The organism is Streptomyces sodiiphilus, from assembly GCF_039529215.1.
GTDB lineage: Bacteria > Actinomycetota > Actinomycetes > Streptomycetales > Streptomycetaceae > Streptomyces > Streptomyces sodiiphilus.
Genome location: NZ_BAAAMJ010000012.1, coordinates 43,582 through 65,884 on the forward strand (window position 1 = coordinate 43,582; position 22,303 = coordinate 65,884).

At 74.3% G+C, this 22,303-nt stretch carries 18 protein-coding genes and 1 pseudogene; 14 read left to right on the plus strand and 5 right to left on the minus strand.

All coding sequences use genetic code 11. From position 1 onward, the window contains the following. Window position 1 precedes the first annotated feature (1 nt). A complete protein-coding gene (locus ABD299_RS08090; RefSeq protein ID WP_344259859.1) occupies window positions 2-394 on the plus strand; it encodes a roadblock/LC7 domain-containing protein in 393 nt (130 codons plus the stop codon). Between the two features lie 69 nt (window positions 395-463). Here ABD299_RS08090 and ABD299_RS08095 read toward each other — a convergent pair whose 3' ends face one another. Further along, window positions 464-2,977, minus strand: a complete 2,514-nt coding sequence (locus tag ABD299_RS08095; RefSeq protein ID WP_344259860.1) for a DEAD/DEAH box helicase — start codon at window positions 2,975-2,977, stop codon at window positions 464-466. A 121-nt stretch (window positions 2,978-3,098) separates the two neighbouring features. On the opposite strand from ABD299_RS08095, the gene ABD299_RS08100 reads away from it, so the two are divergent. Next, a complete protein-coding gene (locus tag ABD299_RS08100; protein WP_344259861.1) occupies window positions 3,099-3,887 on the plus strand; it encodes a metal-dependent hydrolase in 789 nt (262 codons plus the stop codon). A gap of 73 nt (window positions 3,888-3,960) precedes the next feature. Here ABD299_RS08100 and ABD299_RS08105 read toward each other — a convergent pair whose 3' ends face one another. The 3 genes from ABD299_RS08105 to ABD299_RS08115 form a co-directional block, all read right to left on the minus strand. Further along, the gene (locus ABD299_RS08105) at window positions 3,961-5,742 is read right to left on the minus strand and encodes an ABC transporter ATP-binding protein (protein WP_344259862.1); all 1,782 of its coding nucleotides are present in this window, start codon (window positions 5,740-5,742) and stop codon (window positions 3,961-3,963) included. After that, entirely contained in the window at window positions 5,739-7,547 is a 1,809-nt protein-coding gene (locus tag ABD299_RS08110) for an ABC transporter transmembrane domain-containing protein (RefSeq protein WP_344259863.1), read from the minus strand. The genes ABD299_RS08105 and ABD299_RS08110 overlap by 4 nt, the downstream gene beginning before the upstream one ends. Before the next feature lie 103 nt (window positions 7,548-7,650). Next, window positions 7,651-9,612 (minus strand): heavy metal translocating P-type ATPase, encoded by a 1,962-nt coding sequence (locus ABD299_RS08115; RefSeq protein WP_344259864.1) that lies wholly within the window; start codon window positions 9,610-9,612, stop codon window positions 7,651-7,653. A 65-nt stretch (window positions 9,613-9,677) separates the two neighbouring features. On the opposite strand from ABD299_RS08115, the gene ABD299_RS08120 reads away from it, so the two are divergent. The 3 genes from ABD299_RS08120 to ABD299_RS08130 all read left to right on the plus strand — a co-directional run bounded on the left by ABD299_RS08120 (window position 9,678) and on the right by ABD299_RS08130 (window position 12,473). Then, window positions 9,678-10,046 carry an ArsR/SmtB family transcription factor gene (locus tag ABD299_RS08120; protein WP_344259865.1) on the plus strand — a complete coding sequence of 123 codons (369 nt, stop codon included), beginning with the start codon at window positions 9,678-9,680 and terminating at the stop codon, window positions 10,044-10,046. 1,155 nt (window positions 10,047-11,201) lie between these two features. Beyond that, window positions 11,202-11,798, plus strand: coding sequence for a hypothetical protein (locus ABD299_RS08125; RefSeq protein ID WP_344259866.1), 597 nt, complete (start codon window positions 11,202-11,204; stop codon window positions 11,796-11,798). A gap of 246 nt (window positions 11,799-12,044) precedes the next feature. Beyond that, on the plus strand, window positions 12,045-12,473 hold the full coding sequence (locus ABD299_RS08130; RefSeq protein WP_344259867.1) for a DUF7144 family membrane protein: 429 nt from the start codon (window positions 12,045-12,047) through the stop codon (window positions 12,471-12,473). Between the two features lie 39 nt (window positions 12,474-12,512). Here ABD299_RS08130 and ABD299_RS08135 read toward each other — a convergent pair whose 3' ends face one another. Next, window positions 12,513-13,778 carry a hypothetical protein gene (locus ABD299_RS08135; protein WP_425581283.1) on the minus strand — a complete coding sequence of 422 codons (1,266 nt, stop codon included), beginning with the start codon at window positions 13,776-13,778 and terminating at the stop codon, window positions 12,513-12,515. 115 nt (window positions 13,779-13,893) lie between these two features. On the opposite strand from ABD299_RS08135, the gene ABD299_RS08140 reads away from it, so the two are divergent. The 9 genes and pseudogenes from ABD299_RS08140 to ABD299_RS08180 all read left to right on the plus strand — a co-directional run. Continuing rightward, entirely contained in the window at window positions 13,894-14,880 is a 987-nt protein-coding gene (locus ABD299_RS08140; protein WP_344259871.1) for an ABC transporter substrate-binding protein, read from the plus strand. Between the two features lie 2 nt (window positions 14,881-14,882). Beyond that, entirely contained in the window at window positions 14,883-15,953 is a 1,071-nt protein-coding gene (locus ABD299_RS08145; RefSeq protein ID WP_425581285.1) for a FecCD family ABC transporter permease, read from the plus strand. A 5-nt stretch (window positions 15,954-15,958) separates the two neighbouring features. Continuing rightward, entirely contained in the window at window positions 15,959-17,020 is a 1,062-nt protein-coding gene (locus tag ABD299_RS08150) for a FecCD family ABC transporter permease (RefSeq protein WP_344260015.1), read from the plus strand. Between the two features lie 28 nt (window positions 17,021-17,048). Then, window positions 17,049-17,939, plus strand: a complete 891-nt coding sequence (locus tag ABD299_RS08155) for an ABC transporter ATP-binding protein (protein ID WP_344259874.1) — start codon at window positions 17,049-17,051, stop codon at window positions 17,937-17,939. A 78-nt stretch (window positions 17,940-18,017) separates the two neighbouring features. Then, window positions 18,018-18,131, plus strand: coding sequence for a streptamidine family RiPP (gene amiA, locus ABD299_RS08160; protein WP_344259876.1), 114 nt, complete (start codon window positions 18,018-18,020; stop codon window positions 18,129-18,131). 104 nt (window positions 18,132-18,235) lie between these two features. Further along, window positions 18,236-19,045: a hypothetical protein gene (locus ABD299_RS08165; protein ID WP_344259878.1), complete on the plus strand. Its 810-nt coding sequence runs from the start codon at window positions 18,236-18,238 to the stop codon at window positions 19,043-19,045. After that, window positions 19,042-20,550, plus strand: a complete 1,509-nt coding sequence (locus tag ABD299_RS08170) for a CocE/NonD family hydrolase (RefSeq protein ID WP_344259880.1) — start codon at window positions 19,042-19,044, stop codon at window positions 20,548-20,550. The genes ABD299_RS08165 and ABD299_RS08170 overlap by 4 nt, the downstream gene beginning before the upstream one ends. Continuing rightward, window positions 20,547-21,938 carry a YcaO-like family protein gene (locus tag ABD299_RS08175; RefSeq protein WP_344259882.1) on the plus strand — a complete coding sequence of 464 codons (1,392 nt, stop codon included), beginning with the start codon at window positions 20,547-20,549 and terminating at the stop codon, window positions 21,936-21,938. The genes ABD299_RS08170 and ABD299_RS08175 overlap by 4 nt, the downstream gene beginning before the upstream one ends. A 13-nt stretch (window positions 21,939-21,951) precedes the next feature. Then, window positions 21,952-22,303: pseudogene (locus ABD299_RS08180) on the plus strand (SagB/ThcOx family dehydrogenase); the annotation flags it as partial.

Sequence of the window (22,303 nt, forward strand, 5' to 3'; positions counted from 1 at the left end):
GATGGCACTGAGCACCACACTCGACTGGTTGCTGGACGATCTGGCACAACGAGTACCGCGGGTGCGGCACGTTCTGCTGCTGTCGAGCGACGGACTGGTCACCGCGGCGAGCAAGGATCTCCACCGGAGCAGCGCCGAGCACCTCGCCGCGGTCTCCTCCGGTCTGCACAGCCTGGCCAAGGGGGTGGGAGAACACTTCGCCTGCGGCGCGGTCCGCCAGACGATGATCGAGTTCGACGACGGAGTCCTGTTCGTCACCGCAGCCGGTGACGGCAGCTGCCTGTGCGTCCTCACCGGGCCCGAGGCCGAGGTGGGACATGTCGCCTACGAGATGACCCTGCTGGTGAACAAGGTGGGCGAGCACATGGGCCTGGCGGCCCGGGAGACCTCCTGAGCGACGGCGGCGCCGTGGCGCCGTCCCCGGCCGGCCGCCGCCTCGGGCGGCCGGGGACGGCGCGTGGCCTCAGAGCTGCCCGACGTCCGTCACCATGATCACGGCTCGGCCCTCCGCGTCCGAGGCGGTGAGATCGACCTCGGCGGAGATGCCCCAGTCGTGGTCCCCCCGCGGGTCGGCGAAGGTCTGCCGTACCCGCCACAGGGCGTCCTCGGGCCGCTCCTCGATCCGCAGCAGCCTGGGACCTCGGGCATCGGGGCCGGTGCCGATCTCGTCGTACTCCTCCCAATAGGCGTCCAGCGCCTCCGCCCAGGCATCCGCGTCCCAGCCCGAGGCGTCGTCCAGCTCGCCCAGCGCCTCCACCTTGTCCAGCGCCGCCAGCTCCACCCGGCGGAACAAGGCGTTGCGGACCAGCACCCGGAAGGCCCGCGCGTTGGAGGTGACCGGCTTCACCTGGTCGGCCCGGTCCTGGGCCTGCGTGGCGTCCTCCTCCTCGGGATTCGCCAGCTGCTCCCACTCGTCCAGCAGGCTGGAGTCGACCTGGCGTACCAGCTCGCCCAGCCACGCGGTGATGTCCTGGAAGTCCTCCGACTTGAGATCGTCCGGAACCGTGTGCTCCAGCGCCTTGTACGCGCTCGCCAGATAGCGCAGCACGATCCCCTCGGTCCGTGCCAGCTCGTAGTGCGAGACGAACTCCGAGAACGTCATGGCCCGCTCGAACATGTCGCGGACCACGGACTTGGGGGAGACCGGATGGTCACCGACCCACGGGTGGCTCTTGCGGTAGACCCCGTAGGCGTGGAAGAGCAGATCGGCCAGCGGCTGCGGGTGGCTGATGTCCATCAGCCGCTCCATGCGCTCCTCGTACTCCACGCCGTCGGCCTTCATCTCGGCGACCGCCTCGCCGCGGGCCTTGTTCTGCTGCGCGGCGAGGATCTGCCGCGGATCGTCCAGCGTGGACTCGACCACCGAGACCATGTCCAGGGCATAGGAGGGGGACTCGGGGTCCAGCAGTTCGAAGGCGGCAAGGGCGAAAGTGGACAGCGGCTGGTTGAGCGCGAAGTCCGACTGGAGGTCGACGGTCAGCCGCACCCGCCGCCCCTGCGCGTCCGGTTCGTCCAGTTGCTCCACCACCCCTCCGTCGAGCAGCGAGCGGTAGATGGCGATGGCGCGGCGGATGTGCTTCAGCTGCTGCTTGCGCGGCTCGTGGTTGTCCTCCAGCAGGCGCCGCATCGCCTGGAAGGCGTCGCCCGGCCGGGCGATGACCGACAGCAGCATGGCGTGGGTGACCCGGAAGCGGGAGGTCAGCGGCTCGGGGTCGGAGGCGATCAGCTTCTGGAAGGTGTTCTCGTTCCAGCTGACGAAGCCCTCCGGCGCCTTCTTGCGGACGACCTTGCGGCGCTTCTTGGGGTCGTCGCCGGCCTTGGCCAGTGCCTTCTCGTTCTCCACGACATGCTCGGGCGCCTGTGCCACCACGAAGCCGGATGTGTCGAAGCCGGCCCGGCCGGCCCGGCCGGCGATCTGGTGGAACTCCCGGGCCCGCAGCGTGCGCACCCGGCTGCCGTCGTACTTGGTCAGCGCCGTGAAGAGCACCGTGCGGATGGGGACATTGACGCCGACGCCCAGGGTGTCGGTGCCGCAGATGACCTTCAGCAGGCCGGCCTGGGCCAGCTTCTCCACCAGCCGCCGGTACTTGGGCAGCATCCCGGCGTGATGCACGCCGATCCCGTGCCGGACGTACCGGGAGAGATTGCGGCCGAACCGGGTGGTGAACCGGAAGTTGCCGATGAGCGAGGCGATCTCGTCCTTCTCGGCCCGGGTGCACATGTTGATGCTCATCAGCGCCTGTGCCCGCTCCACCGCCTGCGCCTGAGTGAAGTGGACGATGTACACCGGGGACTGGCGGGTCTCCAGCAACTCCGTCAGCGTCTCGGTCAGCGGGGTCGTGCGGTACTCGTAGCTCAGCGGGACCGGCCGCGTCGCCGAGCGCACCACGGTGGTCGGGCGTCCGGTGCGCCGGGTGAGGTCCTCCTCGAAACGCGACATGTCGCCGAGCGTCGCCGACATCAGGACGAACTGGGCCTGCGGAAGCTCCAGCAGGGGGATCTGCCACGCCCAGCCGCGGTCGGGCTCGGCGTAGAAGTGGAACTCGTCCATGACGACCTGGCCGATGTCGGCGTCCGCTCCGTCGCGCAGGGCGATCGAGGCGAGCACCTCGGCCGTGCAGCAGATGACGGGCGCGTCGGCGTTGACCGAGGCGTCACCGGTCAGCATGCCCACGTTCTCGGTGCCGAAGAGTTTGCACAGCTCGAAGAACTTCTCCGACACCAGCGCCTTGATCGGCGCGGTATAGAAGGTGACCTTGTCCGCCGCCAGCGCGGCGAAGTGCGCGCCGGCCGCCACCAGGGACTTCCCCGAGCCGGTGGGAGTGGACAGGATGACGTTCGCCCCCGAGACCACTTCGATCAGTGCCTCCTCCTGCGCGGGGTAGAGCGTGAGGCCCCGCTGCTCGGTCCACGACGAGAAGGCGTCGAAGAGGGCGTCCGGGTCACTGTCGCTCGGCATCTGATCGATAAGGGTCACGCCCCCATACTGCCCGTCCGGAAGCCCGGAGGGGGAACCGGCCGTTGATACGAAGATCATTGGCACTACGCTGTGCCGGTCACACAGAACTGCACACGAGGATGAGACGGGGGCCGAGGCCATGATGGGACCGGCGCACTCACTGTCCGGAGCGATGGCCTGGCTGGGGGTGGGGGCGGCCGTGGCGGCCGCCGGCAACCCCATGCCGTGGCCGGTACTGCTGGCCGGCACGCTGATCTGCGCGGGCGCGGCGCTCGCTCCCGACCTGGACCAGAAGTCGGCGACCATATCCAGGGCCTTCGGGCCCGTCTCCCGCTGGCTGGCCGGTGTCATCGACAAACTGTCGGCCGCCGTCTACAACGCGACCCGCGGCAAGGGCGAGCGGCGGCGCACCGGAGGACACCGGACCCTCACGCACACCTGGGTGTGGGCCGTGGCGATCGGCGCCGGATTCTCGGCCGCGGCGGTCGCCTGGGGCCGGTGGGCGGTTCTGGTCATTCTCTTCATCCACATGGTGCTGGCCGTCGAAGGGCTGCTGTGGCGCCACGCCCGCACCTCCAGCGACGTCCTGGTGTGGCTCCTGGGCGCCACCAGCGCCTGGACCCTGGCCTCGGTGCTCGACCAGCCGGGCAACGGATCGCACTGGCTCTTCCCCGACCACGCCTATCTCTGGCTGGGGCTGCCGATCGTGCTGGGCGCCGTGGTGCACACCATCGGGGACTCACTCACGATCTCCGGCTGCCCGATGCTGTGGCCGCTGCCGGTCAAGGGGCGCCGCTGGTACCCGCTGGGCACGCCGCGGTTCATGCGGTTCCGGGCCGGTGCCTGGGTGGAGAACAAGGTGCTCATGCCCGTCTTCATGGTGGTCGGCGCGGCCAGCGGCGTGGGTGCCCTGGTCATGGCCGCCTGAGGGGAACGTCCGGCTGCCGCCCCACCGGGCCCCGGGGGCGGCAGCCGCAGCCGTCGCGCGCCCCGGGAGGGCCTCAGCCGTGCCAGGAGCGCCACAGCCTGGCGTACGCCCCACCCGCGGCCACCAGTTCGGCGTGGCTGCCCAGCTCGCTGATCCGTCCGTCCTCGACCACCGCGATCACGTCCGCGTCGTGCGCGGTGTGCAGCCGGTGGGCGATCGCGATCACCGTGCGGCCTTCCAGCACCCGCGCCAGTGAGCGCTCCAGGTGCCGTGCCGCCCGGGGGTCCAGCAGCGATGTCGCCTCGTCCAGCACCAGCGTGTGCGGGTCCGCCAGCACCAGCCGGGCCAGCGCGATCTGCTGGGCCTGAGCGGGGGTGACGGCCAGCCCGCCGGAGCCGACCTCGCTGTCCAGGCCCTGCGGGAGGGCCCGCACCCAGCCGTCGGCCCCCACCGCGCCGAGACAGGCTCGGAGTTCGGCGTCGGTCGCGGCCGTCCTTGCCAGCAGCAGATTGTCGCGCAGCGGTCCGACGAACACATGGTGTTCCTGGTTGACCAGGGCCACGTGTCGCCGCACCCGCTCGGGGGACATCGCGGCCAGTTCGGCACCTCCCAGGGTGACGGCGCCGGCCCGGGGTGCGTAGATGCCGGCCAGCAGCCGCCCCAGCGTCGACTTGCCCGCTCCCGACGGCCCCACCAGCGCGACCCGGGTGCCCGGCGGCACGTCCAGCGAGACACCGTGCAGCACGTCGGAGCCCGGCGCATAGCCGAACCGCACCGTCCGTGCGAGCACCTCGCGGCCCTGGGGCTCCGCGGCGCCGTCGCCCGGCCCGTCCTCGATCTCCCGGACACCCACCAGCCGGGCCAGCGAGACCCGGGCGACCTGGAGCTCGTCGAACCAGCGCAGGATCATGCCGACCGGTTCGACGAGCATCTGGGCCAGCAGAGCCCCGGTGGTCAGCTGGCCGACCGTCAACCAGCCCTGGAGCACGAACGCGCCGCCGATCAGCAGCACACCGCCGATGATCAGGGAGTGGTACACGTTGACCGCGGGGATCAGGACCGAGCGCAGCCACAACGTGTACCGTTCCCACGCGGTCCAGTTCCGGATCCGCTGCTCGGAGAGCCGGACCCGGGCCGGTTCCAGCCGGTGCACCTCGATCGTGCGCCCGGCGTCCACGGTCTCGGCCAGAGCCCCGGCCACCGCGGCGTACCCGGCGGCCTCCGCCCGGTATCCGGCGGGCGCCCTGCGGTAGTACCACCGGGCGGTCGCCAGCAGGACGGGCAACGCGATCAGCACGCCCAGCGCGAGCGGGGGAGCGGTCAGCACGATGCCGCCCAGCAGCAGCGCCGCCCACACTGTGGCGATGGCCAGCTGCGGCACCGCCTCCCGCATGGCCTGGGCCAGCCGGTCGATGTCGGTGTTGATGCGGGCCAGCAGGTCCCCGGTGCCCGCCCGTTCCAGCACGCCGGGGGGCAGCGCCACCGAGCGCACCAGGAAGTCCTCACGCAGGTCGGCCAGCATCCGCTCGCCGAGGCCCGCCCCGCGCAGCCGCACCAGCCGGACGAAGAACGCCTGCACGGCGAGGGCGGCTGCGAAGAGGGCCACGGTCTGCCCCAGGTTCAGCTCCCGGACGCCGTCGGCCAGGTCCTGCACGACACCGCCGAGCAGGTAGGGCCCGGCCATCGAGGCGAGTACCGCGACCGTGTTGACCACGACCAGGAGGACGAAGGCCCGGCGGTGCCGCCTCAGCAGCTCCCGCACGTAGGCGCGCACGGTCTCCCGGCCGGCGACCGGAAGCGTGGTGGCGTGCTCCGCGCCGGAGGGGTCGTGGTCCGGAGGGCGGACGCCGATCATGCGGTCTCCTGTGCGAAGGCGAGAGGGCCGGCGGGGGAGGGGGGCGTGCCCGGGCCGTCCCCGGTCTCCCGGGTGACGACGGCCCGGTACCCGGGGTGGGTGGCCAGCAGGTCCTGGTGGGTGCCGGCGGCGGCCACCGAACCGTCCTGGAGGAACACCACCTCGTCGGCGCGGTCCAGCAGCAGCGGGCTGGAGGTGAACACCACGGTGGTCCGGCCGGCCCGCAGCTCACGCACCCCTTCGGCGATGCTCGCCTCGGTGTGCGAGTCGACCGCCGAGGTCGGTTCGTCGAGCACCAGCACCTGCGGGTCGGTGATCAGCGAGCGGGCCAGCGCCAGCCGCTGCCGCTGGCCGCCGGAGAGCGAACGGCCCCGCTCGGTGATGTGCGCGCGCATCGGGTCGCCCCCGTCCCGGCCGGCCGCGGCCCGGGCCAGGGCGTCCAGCGCGTCCCCGCACCGGGCGGCCTCCAGGGCCTGGCTCACCGTGACCCGGCCCGAGCGGGGGACGTCCAGGAGTCCGGTGAGGGTGCCGGACAGCAGCACCGGGTCCTTGTCCTGGACCAGCACGGCGGCTCTGGCCGTCTCCAGCGGCAGCAGGTCCAGCGGGGTCCCGCACAGTTCGGCGGAGGGGGCGTCCCCGCCGCGGGCCGGATGGCCGCCCAGCCGCTCGGCCAGCCGCTCGGCGGCGTCCGGGTCACCGCACACCACAGCCGTCAGCCGGCCCTGGGCCGCGCGCAGCCCGCTGGCCGGGTCCGTGAGATCCCCGGACGGGGGCGGTCCGGCGGACCCCGCGGCCGGAGCGGCCCCGGATTCGCGGCGCAGGCTCAGTACCCGGACGGCCCGCCGGGCCGAGGGGCGGGAGAAGGTGAAGGCCATCGCGGCCTCCTGGAACAGTCGCAGCGGGAACATCAGGAACATCACGGCCCCGTAGACGGTGACCAGTTCGCCGGGGCTCAGCCGGTCTGCCAGGGCGAGCTGGGCACCCTGCCAGACCACCGTCAGCAGCAGCAGGCCCGGGGCCACCACCTGGAGCGCGTCGATCAGCGCCCACATCCTGGCGCTGTGCACGGACGCCGCCCGCACTTCCTGCGAGGCCCTCCGGTAGCGGTCGAGGAACAGTTCCTCTCCGCCGATGCCGCGCAGCACCCTCAGGCCCGCCACGGTGTCCGAGGCCAGCTCCGTGGCCCGGCCGGACCGGGCCCGTTCCCGGTCGGCGCGCCGGGTGGCGGCCGGAAGCAGCGGAAAGACGGTGAGCACCACCACGGCGACACCGGCGCCGACCAGCAGCCCCAGTCCCGGCTCGAAGACCACCAGCCCGGCGCACACGCCCAGCGTCGCCACCGCGGCGGCGGCGAACCGGGAGAACGACTCGACGAACCAGCCGATCTTCTCCACGTCCCCGGTGGACACCTTGACCACTTCCCCGGCGGCCACCCGCCGGGTCAGCAGGGCGCCGAGCTCGGCGGTGCGGCGGGCCAGGAGCTGCTGGACCCGGGCCGCGGCGGTGATCCAGTTGGTGACGGCGGCCCGGTGCAGCATGGTGTCGGCCACCGCGACGGTGACGGCGACACCCAGCATCACCAGACCGGCGGCGGCCAGCCGCCGTCCGGAGCCGTCCACCACGGCCTGGACCGCCAGGCCCATGGCGACCGGCAGGGCGGCGACGCCGCTCATGTGGAGGGTGCCCCACATCAGTGCCCTGGCCTGGCCGCCGAGCTGGCGGCGGAACAGCCAGACCAGGAAACGGAATCCGGACCGCACGTCGGGATCGCCGGGATCGGCGTGCGGAAGGTCGCGAATCTGCATGACATCCCAGGGTCGGTGCGAGGAGAAACCGGACAGCCCCCACAGACTCCAGGCCGCGCCCGCGGGGAGGCAACCGGGTTTTCCCGTGGTCGGACAGAACCGCTCAGTTTCCGACCCGGTCCGGTCCGTGCTCCGGCCACGCGCTCCGGCGGAGCAGCCGCAGACCGTTGAGCGCCACCAGAACGGTGGACCCCTCGTGCCCCGCCACTCCCAGCGGCAGCGGCAGGTGTCCCACCAGGTCCCAGGTGACCAGCACAATGATGGCCCCGCCCGCGATGACCAGATTCTGGGTGACCAGGCGCCGCGCCCTGCGGGAGAGTTCCACCACTGCCGGCACGGCATCCAGCCGGTTCCTGACCAGCACCGCGTCCGCGGTCTCCAGGGTCAGATCGGCCCCGCCGCGTCCCATGGCCAGACCCGTGTGCGCGGCGGCCAGCGCCGGGGCGTCGTTGACTCCGTCCCCCACGGCCAGGACCCGGTGTCCGCGGCGCTCCAGGTCCGCCACGGTCTCCGCCTTCTCGTGCGGCAGCAGGGCGGCGCGTACTTCGGTGATGCCGGTCCGGGAGGCGATGCCGGCGGCGGCGCGCGCGTGGTCGCCGGTCAGCAGTACGGGGGCCGAGCCGGTGAGCGCGGTGAGCCGGCGGACGGAGTCCGGGGCCTCCGGACGGAGCCGGTCGCTGAAGCCGAGCACTCCGGCGGGGGTGCCGTCCAGGCTCACCACCGCTGTGGTGAGACCGGCCTCCTCCAGTTCCGCCACCGCCCCGGCGGCCTCTGCCGCCGGCTGCCGGCCCGGCCGGGTGACCTCCACCAGCACCCCGCCGACCAGGGCCGACACCCCGTGACCCGGCGCGGAGCGGAATCCGGTGGCGACCGCGGGCGGGAGGTCCTCGGCGGCCTCCCGTACCGCACGTCCCAGGGGGTGTTCACTGGCCTGCTCCGCCGCGGCGGCCAGTGCCAGCAGCCGCTCACGAGCGGGGCCGTCCGGCAGCGGCCGGATCTCCTCCAGCCGGGGCGTCCCCTCGGTCAGGGTGCCGGTCTTGTCGAAGACCACCCGGTCCACGGTCCCCAGCCGCTCCATCACGGCTGCGGACTTGATCAGCACGCCGTGGCGTCCGGCGTTGGCGATCGCCGCGAGCAGGGGCGGCATGGTGGCGAGCACCACGGCACACGGCGATGCGACGATCATGAAGGTCATGGCGCGGAGCAGTGCCGAGGAGAGGTCGGCACCGAGGGCCAGGGGGACGGTGAACACCGCCAGGGTGGCCGCCACCATGCCCACGGCATACCGCTGCTCGATCCGCTCGATGAACAGCTGGCGGGGTGCTTTGGCCTCGCTGGCCTCCTCCACCAGTGCCGCGATGCGGGCGATGACGGACTCCCGGGCAGCCCGGCTCACGCGCACGCGCAATGCGCCGGTGCCGTTGAGGCTGCCCGCGAAGACCTCGTCGCCCGTTGCCCGGGGGACCGGCAGCGGTTCCCCGGTGATGGAGGCCTGCTGCACCTCGGTGGAACCCTCGGTCACGATGCCGTCGGCCCCGATCCGCTCCCCGGGCCGCACCAGGACGACATCGCCCGGGGCGAGGACGACGGCCGGCACGGTTTCCTCGCCGCCGCCGGGCCGCAGCCGGGTGGCGCTTTGCGGAGCGAGATCCAGCAGGCCGCGCACGGAGTCGGCGGTGCGCTGGGTGGCGTAGGCCTCCAGTGCTCCGGAGGTGGCGAAGATGACGATGAGCAGTGCCCCTTCCAGCGGTTGCCCGATGGCGGCGGCGCCCAGCGCGGCGGCCACCATCAGCAGGTCCACGTCCAGGGACTTCTCCCGCAGGGCAGCCAGCCCGTCCCGGGCCGGCTGCCAGCCGCCTGCCGCGTAGCAGACGGCGTAGCAGGACCACCATGTGGCCGGTGGCGCTCCGGCCAGATCCAGCACCAGTCCGGTCAGCAGTGCCGCGAGGGCCGCGGCGGCCCACCGCGCCTCGGGCAGCCGCAGCAGGGGCGTGCGCCGCGGCAGCGGACCGGGTGCCGGAGCGGCAGGCGAGCCGGATTCCCGGTCGAGGGGGGTCAGGGTCATGTCGCCACCTCCATATGAATGAATGAATACTTCTTCATGTGTGGGCGGCACCGTACCATGCGGGAATGGGACACGGAGCAGGCAGCCACGGCACCCCCTCGGCGAAACTGGACGCGCAGAGCGCCGTCACGGTCGCGGCCACGCTCCAGGCGCTCGCGACCCCCTCCCGGCTGCTGATCCTGGCCCGGTTGCGCGAGGGGGCGCTGCCCGTCACCGAACTGGCCCGCCACGTGGGAATGGAGCAGTCCGCCGTCTCCCATCAGCTGCGGCTGCTCCGGGCGCTCGGCCTGGTGAGCGGCAGCCGCGAGGGGCGCCGGATCGTCTACCGGCTGCACGACAGCCACGTCGCCCAGCTCCTGGACGAGGCCGTCTATCACGTCGAGCACCTGCAGCTCGGACTCCGGGACGGTGCCGCCCGCGACGGGGAGCCCTGAGCCGGCACCGGGCGCCGCGCCCGGTCGGTCCCGCCTGAGACGGGTGGTCGTGGACGTCCGGCGGGGTGCGGCGGATTCTTCCGGCCGCGAAGTGAGCGCCGGGCTCGAAGGGCGGACACGGCCCCGCCGGGGGTGAGTGCTGTCGCCGGACGGGTGTCGTGCGGGGCGGTCGGGCCCCGCCTTCACCTGGGGTGATCGGGCGCGGGCCGCCGTCGGTGGATCGCCGCGGCCCGCGGCCGGGCGGTTCTCTCCGGCGGGGCGAGCCTTCGGGATTCGAGGCCGGCACGCGGACGGAGGCCCGAAGTGTGCAGTTTTTTGTTCGAAGTTGGAACGCTCCAGGCGATTGACGGGAGACCGGTGCGCTCCCACCATAAGGTCATGGCCGTCGAGTGGGAGCGCTCCCATTCCGGCGCCCCTCCTCCGGTGTCCGGGGGTGGGGGCGCTTCCGCCCGGCGGTGGTTCCGCAGCCCATGGCCAGCCTCGGGAAGGGCCGCTCATGTCAGCCTCTGCCGCACGTCCGGCCCCGGCCGGGCGGACCGAAGAACTCCCGGACTGCGACGCGGACCGGCGCCTCAGGCTCCGTGCGAGGAACCGGGAGGCCAACCGCCGCAGTACGTTCAACCGTCGAAGCCGGGGTGAGGAGTGTTAGGGTCCCCGGTTTCGGTTCGCGGCCGGCCCGTCGAGGCGTGCCGGCCGTTGCGCTTCCCGTCGTCCGTGGTGGCGCCGACCTGTCCGGACCCCTGTCGTGGGGGAGTCCGGCGGGGGACGGGAAGCGTGAGCCGCCCCGCCTTGTCAGGGACGGGAGGGCGGGGCGGCGAGGCCTCCCCGGCCGGCCCATGGCGACAGTCCATGGAGTCGTCCGGGGAGGCTCTCCGGGATGCGGGGTTTTTCCGTTCGGAAGTGAAACTCATCGAAGTATTGACGTGCGCATGACTGGCCGCCAGGATGTGTGGAGCCGCCGCCGGGTGGGAGCGCTCCCAACCAGACTGCCGCATCGCTCGGGCGATGAGGTGGTCGCCACCCGGCGGCGGTTTCGTCGAATGGTCCGCCCGGGGGCGGCGGGCCGAGGGGTGCGGCGCCCCTGTGGCGAGGCGTGCGGGGGGTTCACTGCATGGCAGTAATGGTATAGACCTTTACTGACGAAGGGAGACGGGCATGAGTGTCCGGCACGAACCAGAGGCCGCCCATGGGCCGCACCCCCGGGCCCGCTCCGCGGGCGAGAACGGGGCGGAGCCCGCCGACGCCGGAGCGAAGGCGCTGGCCGCCTTACGGATTGCCCTCGGGGGGATCTTCCTGTGGGCCTTCCTGGACAAGACCTTCGGGCTCGGCTATGCCACCCGGGCCGAGACGGCCTGGGGCAACGGCGGCTCCCCGGCCGGGGGCTATCTCGCTCACGTCGACGGACCGATGGCTTCCACCTATCACGGGTGGGCGGGCGCGGTCTGGGTGGACTGGCTCTACATGGCCGGAATGCTCGGTCTGGGGCTGGCCCTGCTCGCCGGGGTGGCGCTGAGGGTCACCGCGGCCTCCGGCACGCTGATGATGGCCATGATGTGGCTCGGTCAGTGGCCGCCGGGGCGTGAACTGTCCGACGGGTCGCCCAGCATGTCCACCAACCCGCTGCTGGACCAGCACGTCGTCTATGCCCTGGCCATGATCGCGCTCGCGCTGTGCTCCGCCGGGCGGGTATGGGGGCTGGGCCGGTACTGGTCGCGGCTGCCGGTGGTGAGCACGCACCGCTGGCTGCGCTGATCCGCCGCAGGCCACCGTGGGCCCGCCGGTGCGCGGGGACGCCCCGCGCCGGCGGGGATGCGCGGAGCGGGAACCGGGGAAGTGCCCGGTCCCCGCTCCGCGCGCTGATGCCGGAAGGCGCGCGCCCGGTGCCGGTGCCATCCTGAGAGGGAACGGTCACCGTGACCCGGAAGCCCTGCGGCCGGCCCTCACCGGCCGCGGCCGGTGAGCGGGAACGACGCCCGAACCGCAGGAAGGGGCCGCGTCATGACCCGACCCTCCGCAGGGGCAGGACAGCCGGGCACCGCAGCGCGGGTCCGGCCGCTGTCCGGCTGGCTCACCTTCGCCGGCATCCTGATCCTCACCCTCGGCATCTTCCACATCGTGGGCGGCCTGGCGGCCTGGACCCGCGACGACTACTACCTGGTCACCTCCGACGGCCTGCTGGTCTTCGATTACACCGCGTGGGGCTGGATCCTCTTCCTCCTCGGCCTTCTGCAGGTGGCGGTGGGCGCGGGGGTGTACACCGGCCGGGACTGGGCCCGCCTGACGGGCATCGCCCTGGCGGTACTCACCGCGGTGGCCCACGTGGCGTTCCTCGCCGCCTTCCCGCTCTGGTCGGTGATCGTGATCGGACTGGCGGTCCTGGTGATCTACGCCCTGTCCGTTCCGCCGGAGGGCGCCACCGGGCTCTGAGAGGTGGCCGCGCCCCGGCTCCGTGGGCTCCGGGGGTGCTCAGCGCCCGGCGGGGTCCAGATGGCCGTCGTCGCCCTGGGCCACGACGGCCAGCCGGCCACCCTCGTCGAGCGGGGTGGGCAGCCTCAACAGGCCCGTCACGGTGGCTGTTCCGGCGTCGAAGAGCTGGATCTCCCCGTGACCGCCCCTGGTCACCGCCACCAGCGAGGCGGCCGGTGACGCGGCGACAGCCCGGCGCTGCACTCCGTCCCAGGGCGTGCCGCCGCGCCGGGGCGCGCCGTCCATGGCCGGCAGGGGAAGCCGGGCGCTGACGGCCGGGGTGCCGAGGTCCGTGGAGACCAGCACCAGTTCGTCGCCGTCCGGGTGACAGCGGGCGAAGGCCGCGTGACGGGCCGCCAGACCCATCCGGAAGACCAGGCCGGGGCCGATCTCCAGCCGTCCGGTCTCCCCGGTGTCCAGGCGGTGCCACCAGGCGTCGTTCGTCCACAGCGGCCACTGCCCCGGATCCGTGGGCCCGCCGCGCAGGCAGGACCACAGGACGCGGTGCCGGGTATCGAGCCGCAGGAAGTACCCGCGCCCCCCGGTGCGCCCGGAGGCGTCCCAGGACAGCGGAGGTTCGGGGCGCAGCGCGCTGCCCTCCGGCCGGGCCCGGTGCACGCCCTCGCCCGTGGCGGCGAACAGCAGTCCGCCGGCCGGGTCGTGGGCATCGCCGTGACCGTCGTCCGGAAGCGCGAGCCGTTCCAGCGGCTCGGCGGGCGGACAGCCCGGAGCGGTGGCCAGCAGGTCCGAGAAGCGGTACGACTCGAAGAAGCCGGGCTCCCGGTGCCGCAGGACCACCAGCGGGTCGCCGGAGCCGGGCAGTGTCACACCGGGCTCCCCGGCCCGGGTGCGGAACCGGACGGCCGCGGCGCCGCCCGGTGCCTCCAGATCCACCACGGTGCACACATCCGACCACGGCTCGGCATTGGCGCCCAGCCCCGTGGTGACCGCCAGACGGCGGCCCGCCGGGTCGGCCGCCAGCTGCTCGGCGGGCACCGCCACCGGGACGGTCGCGGACACCGCGGGCCTGCCCGCGGTGTCACCGAAGACATCGAGGACGACGAGTTCTCCGGCGCGGTCGTCGACGAGAGCCAGCCGGTCACCGGGCAGCCGCAGGAGCCCCGCGTGTTCGGACAGGTGGCGGCCGGTCAGGCGGACGACGGTGCCGCCGTCCGGTTCGAGCACGGTCACGGAGCCTGCGACGTGGTCGGCGACGACGAGGCGGAGGGGCGGGTGCACGGCGGTCTCCCCTGGGAAGTAGGGCAAAGGATTGCAATGATAACGGTTTTCATGACTAGTATTTGCGGCCGGAGGGAACAGCCGGGGGACCTCCGACGTGCCTGACCGCGCCCCGGCACCGACACAGAAATGGGAGTCGCCGATGTCGCGCACATCGTTCCGCTCCGTCCGGCGCGTGACCGCCGCCGTGCTGGCGGCCGCCGTCCTCGTGGGGTGCTCAGGTGCCGCCGGCTCGTCGGGGGAGTCCGCCCCGGACGGCGGGGAGGCCGCCTCGCCCGGCCCCGAGGTGACCGCCGAACCGATCAGTGCCGCCCGGGAGATCACCGACGCCAAGGGCGTCACGGTCACCACCGAGCGGGAGCCGGAGCGCATCGTGTGCCTGGTGGGGCTGTGCGACGACATGCTCACGGAGCTCGGGATCACGCCGGTGGCCACCAACAACGCCCTGCTGTACCACCCGGACTTCCTCGGCGAGGACGCCGACGGCGTCCCGCAGATCCCCGGAGGGTTCATCGCCCCCGAGATCGAGGCGATCCTCTCCCACCGGCCCGACCTCGTCATCGGCCTGGAGGATACCCACGGCAAGCTGGCACCCGCGCTGGAGGGCGCCACCACCTTCTGGCCGGTCCAGCCCGCCACCTGGGAGGACAGCGTCGGCTACCTGCGGAACCTGGCCGCTCTCACCGGACGGACGCAGGAGGGGCAGGCGGCCGAGGAGCGCTTCCGCACGGCTCTGGCCGGGGCGCAGGAGAAGCCCAGCGACGAGACCGCGCTCATCATCTACGGCAGCGACGAGAACTTCGGCGTGGCCACCCCGGGGACCGACGTGGCGGCGGGACTCTTCCCCCGCATCGCCGGATACCCCTGGGAGTCCCGCGGTGTCGAGGGCAGCTACAGCCTGGAGGAGATCCTCGCCCGCGACGTCGATGTGCTCTTCGTGGAGACGCTCTCCTTCGGGGACGACGACGGGCAGCTCTCCGAGAAGCTGGCCGCCAACCCCCTGTGGTCACAGATCCCGGCCGTCCGTGAGGACCGGGTGTACGAGGTGGACCCCGAGGTCTGGGCGAAGGGCCGGGGCACCCGCTCGCTGGGCATCGTCCTCGACGAGGCCACGGCCCGGCTTCGGTGAAGGTGAAAGGGTGGCAGGCCGTTCTCGGCCTCCTGCTCGGCGCGGCGGTGCTCGGCGCCCTGTGCCTGGGAACGCCCGCCGTCCCGCCGTCCCGGCTGCCCGGTCTGCTGACCGGCCAGGGAGAGGGCATCGAGCGCATCGTGGTGACCGAACTCCGGCTGCCGCGGGTGGTTCTTGCCCTGCTGGCCGGTGCCTGCCTCGGTGCGGCCGGACTGGTGCTGCAGGAGGCCCTGCGCAATCCGCTGGCCGTCCCGGAGATGCTGGGCGTCTCCTCCGGGGCGGCGCTCGGAGTGGCCGCGCCGCTCGTGCTGGCCGTGTCCGTCCCGGCCGTGGTCCAGCCGGTGCTGGCACTGGGCGGCGCGGCCTTCGGGGGAGCCCTGACCCTGCTCGCCGCGGGTGCAGGCCGCAGCCCGTCCGCGGTGCTGCTCACCGGCGCCGCGGTGGCGGCAGCGCTGCAGGCGGGTCTGCTGGTGATGATGGTGATGGCCGATCAGCTCGACCTGCAGTTGATCTACCGCTATCTGCTGGGCAGCCTGTCCGGGCGTACCTGGGGCGACGTGACGGGGCTGTGGCCGTGGCTGCTGATCGCCGTCCCCGCGCTGGTGCTGTGCGCCCCGGTGCTGTCCGTGCTGCGGCTGGGTGACGAGGACGCCACGGCGCTGGGAGTGCGGGTGCACCGTGCCCGCTTCGCGGCGCTGGCCGTGGCAGTCGTCCTCATCGCCCCGGTGGTGGCGGTGTGCGGCCCGGTCGCCTGGGTGGGCTTTCTCGCCCCGCACCTGACCCGCCGCCTGCTGCCCGAGGCGGACGCGGTGCGCTGGCTTCCGTGGTCCGCGGCCTGGGGTGCGGTCACCGTGGCCCTGGCCGATCTGCCGGCCCGGCTGGCCCTCGCCCCTGTCGAGACTCCGGTGGGGGCGTGGACGGCGCTGCTCGGGGTCCCGGCCGGGGTCGTGCTGCTGCGGTGGGCGCGCCGCGCGCCCGGCGGGAAGCGCGGCCCGCGCCCCGAGGAGGCGGCCGCGGTGCCCCGGCAACGAGAGAGCCGTCCCGCCCCGACGGGGAAAGGAACCCGCCCGTGACCGTGATGTCGCCGTCGCGGCCGTCGGCTCCCCCCGCCGGCCGCGGCAATGGTCTGCCCACCGGTGTCCGCTTCACGGCCGTGGCGGCCGCGGTGGTCCTCCTGGCCGTGGCGGCCCTGCTGGCCGGCCGCGCCCTCGCACCGCCCCAGGTGTGGGCGGCGCTCACCGGCGGGGGAGACCCCATGGAACGCCACATCGTGCTGAACCTGCGCATCCCCAGGGTGCTGGTGGCCCTCGGGGCCGGCGCGTGCCTGGGCGTGGCCGGACTGGTCCTGCAGTCCGCGCTGCGCAACCCGCTGGCCGGCCCGGAGGTCACCGGGGTCACCCCGGGGGCCGTGCTGGGGGCGGTGAGCGCCACCGGGCTGGGACTGGCCGGCTGGCAGTCCCCGTCCTCCGTGGTGATCGCGGCCTGTCTGGGCGGTTTCGCCGGCGCGGGGCTGCTGTGGCTGCTGGCCGGGCGTGACCGGTCGGATCCGGCCGAGGTCGCGGTGTACGGCGTGCTGGTGTCCGCCGTGCTCGCCGGCCTCACCGCGATGGTCCTGCTGGTGGCGCCCGGCGAACTGGGGAGCGTGGTGCAGTGGCTGGTGGGCACCACCGAGGGCCGGGTGTGGACCCACTGGCATCTGCTGTGGCCCTGGGCGCTGGCCTGGGGGGCGGTCGCCTGGGTGATGACCGGCCCGCTGACCCTGCTGCGCTGCGGAGACGAGCAGGCGCGGGCGGCCGGCCTGGCCACCGGCCCGGCGCGGGCGGCGGCGCTGGTCTGTGCGGTGGCACTGACCGCCGCCGCGGTGGCGTCGGTGGGGGCGCTGGGCTTCGTCGGGCTGATGGTCCCGCACCTGGCGGTGGCCGTCTTCGGTGCCGACCTGCGGGTCACCCTGCCGGGTGCCGCACTGCTGGGGGCGGCGGTGGTGTGCGGGGCGGACGCCGTGGCCCAGCTGACCTCCCCGCTGCTGGCAGCCGCGTTCGGCTCGGGGCGGCTCACCCTGCCGGTGGGGGCCGTGACCACCTGTGCCGGTGCGGTGCTGCTGCTGTTCGTGGTGCGGCGGGCCGCCGGACGGATCCACTGAGCGACGCGGCGACGCGAGGAGAGAAACGATGACGGAACACACAGGTCGGGCCGCGCCGGTCGCGCCGGCCGCCGGGCCGGGGTCCGGAGGGGCACCCGCGGGGGAGCGGGCGGCGCCGGGCGGTGCCGCGGCGATCCGGGCGGAGGACGTGAGCTTCGGCTATCCCGGCCGCCCGGTGCTGCGCGGGGTCGATCTGACGATCGGTGCGGGCGAACTCGTCGCCCTCGTCGGGCTGAACGGCTGCGGCAAGAGCACCCTGCTGCGGCTCATGGCGGGACTGCTGCGGCCGGACTCCGGCCGGGTGCTGCTCGGAGCGGAGGACGCCGGGCACCTGACCCGGCGGGCGGCGGCCCGCCGGGTGGCCCTGCTGCACCAGACGGGCCCTCCCGTCCCGGGGATGACGGTCCGCCAGCTGGTGCGTCAGGGCCGCTACGCGGCGCGCGGGCCGCTGGGCATGCTGCGCGACGCGGAGGATGAGGCCTGCCGCCGGGCGCTGGCCGATGCCGGGGTGCGGGAGTGGGCCGATCGCCCGGTGGACTCCCTGTCCGGAGGCGAGCGCCAGCGCGTCCGGCTGGCGATGGCTCTGGCCCAGGACACCCGCATCCTGCTGCTCGACGAGCCGACCACCTTCCTGGACCTGAGGCACCAGCTGGAGGTGCTGGGAACGGTGGTGCGGTTGCGGGAGGAGCGGGGTCTGACGGTGGTGATGGTCCTGCACGACCTGGCCCACGCCGCCCGGTTCGCGGAGCGGCTGGTGGCCCTGCGCGACGGCCGGGTCGCGGCCGACGGCCTGCCGCGCGAGGTCGTGACCCCGGCCCTGCTGGCCGGGGTGCTGGGTGTCGCCGGCCGGGTGGGCACCGATCCGGAGGGCGGCTGGCCGGTGTGTTACCCGGATCACCCGCTACCCCTTGCGGACTGATAATCATTTTCATTAGAGTCGCCTGTGCGGCCTTCGAACGGAAGTCGCAACTACCCGAGATACAGGGAGGCTTCAGCCATGGAGCAGGACAAGGTGTTCGCCCCGATCGAGGAGCCGGGCCAGCTGGCCCACGCCTCGGCCACCCACTCCAACGCGCTCGTCGAGAACCCCTTCGACGACACCGAGGAGTAAGAGCACCACAGCAGCGGGCCCTCCCGGACTCTCCGCCGGTCCGGGAGGGCCCGCCCCCCGGTTCTTCCCCGACCCGTCCGTCCCGCCCTCGCCAGGAGGCCCCCGTGTCCCGCAGCCAGCTCGCACCCGGAGTGGAGATCGTCCGGGTGCCCGGCGAGGGGCTCGCCGTCCGTACCGCGGAGGGCGAGTTCCTGCGGGTGCGCACCGGTGAGGTGCCGGAGGAGGACCTGCTGGACCGCCTCACCGGAGGCGGGGTGGGCACCCCGGGCACCGGGCGGCTGCTGGAGGCGTTCGAAGCAGCCGGCTACACGGGCCCCGCCGCCCCGCCATGGCCCCGGCACCTGCGCCGCGTCCATGTGCTGGGCGCGCCCGCCCTGACCCGTCCGCTCACCGGATACCTGCGTGCCGCAGGGGCCGACCCCGTACCCACCGCCCCCGGCCGGGTGACCGCCCCGGACGCGGACTCCTCCGTCCCCCGCCCGGCGGCCGTCGTGTGGTGTCTGGACGGCCCGGTGCCCGACGGCCTGTGGGACCACGCCGACCGGCTTCCCGGGCACGGCATCGCCTGGCTGCGCTGCCACCGCGAGGGCTGCCATGCCTGGCTCGAACCCCTCGCCGCCGGCCCGGGGGACGTCACCTCACGCCACGTGCGGGCGCGCAGACTGGCCGCGACACCGGCGCACCGGGAACTGGCCGCCTACTGGAACGGACATCGCGTGGGAGGCCCGCACTCCCCGGGATCGGCCGCCTCGGCCGGACTGATCGCCGCCCTGCTCGCCGCCGACCTCACCGCCTGGGCCACCGGAACGGAGCAGCCCGGCGCCCTTCCCGCGAACCGCAGACTGCGCAGGATCGACGTGCGGACCTTGCGGGTCACCGAACACCCCGTCCTGCCCGTACCGGCCGTCCGGTGAACCTCCCGATAACCGGTGAGCTCCTTCCCGCCCCGGACGGCACGGAGCTGGCCACCGACCGCTGCCTTCCCCCGGGCCCCGGCCCGTTCCCCGCAGTCCTCATCCGCACCCCCTACGGGCGCCGCAACCACCACCGCGAGCTGCGGAGCTGGGCGGCCCGGGGGTTCGCGGCCCTCGCCCAGGACGTCCGCGGCCGGCACGGCTCGAAGGGGGAATGGCACCCCTACCGTCACGAGACCGCGGACGGGACCGGCGCCGTCCGGGAGCTGCGCCGCCAGCCCTGGTGCGACGGCTCGGTCGTCGTGGCGGGCGGCTCCTACGCCGCGTACTGCGCCCTGCGCGCCGCCCTCGCGCCGCCCGCCGGGCGCCCCGACGCGGTGATCGCCGCCGTGCCCGCCCTCGGGCTCGCCGAGACCGCCCGAGAGACCACCGGACCGGAACGGCTGGGGGCACGAGCCGGCTGGTGGGCAGCCCACGGCGACCGCCGCGACAGCGACCCCGGTGCCCTCGCCCGGCTGCTCTCCGCCGACCCCCAGCTCACCGCCCATCTGCCGGTCCTGGACCTGCCGCGCCGGCTGGGCCGCCCGCTGCCGTCCTGGCCCCGGGTCTGGCGGGCCGGGCCGGGCGGCATCCTGCGAGCGGCCCCCCGCGCCACCGTCCCGCTGCTGGTGGTCGGGGGCAGCCACGACCCGTTCGCCGAGGACGCCCTGCGGCTGTGGGAACACTGGGGCGCGCCCGCCCGCCTGCTGTACGGGCCGTGGGGCCACGGGCTCACCGCCGAGCCGGGGCCCGACGCCACCGCCGCCCACCGCCTCGGCCTGGGGGAGCTGTATGTCCGGTGGGCGCGAGCCGCGCTGGAGGGCAGGATTGCCGCCGGCCGCACCGGCTGCCTCGCGCTCGGCGGCACCCCGCTGTGGCTGCGCGCGCCCGGGGCCGGGCAGCCCCGGGCGTACCCGCTGGAGACCCTGCGGCTGCTGCGCGGCCCGCGGTTCACCGCCGATCCGGCCGCCCCGGTGCGGTCGGACACCCTGCGGATCCCCCGCGACGGGCCGGACGACCGCGTCCTGCTGGTCTCCGACCCCCTCGAGCACCCTCTGGACCTCGCCGGCCGGGCAGAGCTGCGGCTGCGCGCCGCGGCGGACACCGGGCACGCCGACTGGGCCGCCCGGCTGGCCGCTCTCGCCCCCGACGGCCGCGCGCACCGGCTGGCCCTGGGCATCGTGCGGTACCGCGGCACGCCCGGCGGTTCCGCGGAACTGACCGTGCCGCTCGGACCGGTCACCCGCAGGCTGCCGGCGGGGACCCGGCTCCGCCTGGAGATCACCGGCCACCACTTCCCCGCTCATGCCCGCAACCCCCACACGGGGGAGAACCCCGTCACCGCCACCGTGCTGCGGCCCTCCCTCCGGTCGGTGGAGCCGGCCCGCAGCACCCTGCTGCTGCCGGTGCTCTCCCCTGGACGGGCCGCCGCCTCCCACGACCCCGCGCAGGAGATCTGCCGATGAGCAGCACGACCGCCCCCCTCCCCGTCGAGGCCCTCGTCGACCCGGTCTGCGGCGTCGTCCGCCGGGTCGAACCGGTCCCGCACCCCGAGGGCGCGCCTCCCCGGTACACCGCCATGACCGCCGACGTCTCCGACGCCCGGCGGCTGGGCACCTGGCCCGCCGACCGGGTCTCGCTCGGCACCACCTTCGGCGATCCCGAGGGCGCGCGCATCGCCGCGATCGCCGAGGCCGTCGAGCGGTACTGCGGCAACCGGCTGCCCCCCGAGGACCATCCGGAGGCGCCGCTGAACGGCACGGCCGAGGAACTCGCGGGGAAAGGGCTGCGCCTGTACGGCCCGGAGGACCTGCCCCGGTACGCCGGCTGGCAGTACACCAGGGAACGCTTCCCCTACCGGCCCTTCGACGCCTCCACCCCCGCACTGTGGGCCCGCGGGCACGAGCACGGCGCCGACGGCGACATCACCGAGTGCTGGGCACCGATCGCCCTCACCCACCTCAACTGGAGGCAGGGACCCCTGCGCTCCCTGCCGCGCACCCACCACCTCAACTACGCGGGGATCGCCACCGGGCAGGGGCTGGACGACGCCGTCGAGCGAGGACTGCTGGAGGTGGTCGAGCGCGACGCGCTGGAGCTGTGGTGGCACCTGGACGGCCCCGCCCGCGGCATCGACCCGGACAGCGTGCCGGGCCTGACCGCCGACCTGGCCGGCTCCGGCCTGGAGGTGTGGATCGTGGAGATGCCCTCGGAGTTCGCGCCGTGTCTGGCGGCCCTGGTCCACGACCCGGCCCGGGGCATCCACGCGGCCGGGTTCGCCTGCCGTCACGACCCCGCCGAGGCTGCCCGCAAGGCGGTCCTGGAAGCCGTGCACACCTGGGTCTTCACCCTCGGCCTGACCGGGGCCGACGGCTGGGTCTTCCGGGCGATCGAAGCGGGGCTGCTGGCCCGCGGACTGTACCTGGACCACCGCCCCGACGGGCGCTACCTGGACGCCTGCGGGCCCGGGTTCGCCGCCGTGCGGGACCTCGGTGCGCACGTCCAGGTGTGGCTCGACGACCGGATGGCACCCCTGGCCCGGCGGTTCACCGAACCCGCCCTCGGCACGGTGGGCATCGGCGACGTGGAGCCGGGCAGCCCCGAGCGGCTGCGCACCGGGCTCGCCCGCGGCGGCCACCGCGTCATCACCGTCGACCTGACGACCGAGGACGTCGCCGAGACACCGCTGCGGGTCGCCCGGGTGCTGGTCTCCGGGCTGATCCCGAACGCCCCGGCCGCCTTCGGCTACTACGGCTCCCCGAGGTTCGCCGAGGCAGCGGTCGCCCGCGGCTGGCGGACCCGGGCTCCCCGCGGCCCGGAGGACTTCACCCTCGCCCCGCCGCCGCACATGTGAGGAGCACCCGGACGTGAACACCCTGGTCGCCCGGGCGCTGGAGCGCGCACGCTCGGCGCAGGCCCCCGGACCGGACAGCCCGCCCGGACCTGCGATCACGCCCTGGCCCGGTGAGCCGCTCCCGCTGCCCGCACCGGGCGCCGGCGAGCCGGACCTGGGCGGCTTCCTGAGGCGGTCCCTGGCGGCCGGTCCGGATGTCCGGCTCCGGCCGCACGCCTCGGCCGGCGGCCGCCACCCCGTCAACGCCCATCTGCTGGCGGGGACCGGCTGCCCGGTACCGCCGGGCCGGTACGCCTACGACCCGGCGGACCACCGCCTGTACCGTCGCGGGCCCGCGCCGCCGGGGGGGCCCCCCGGAGCGGGCG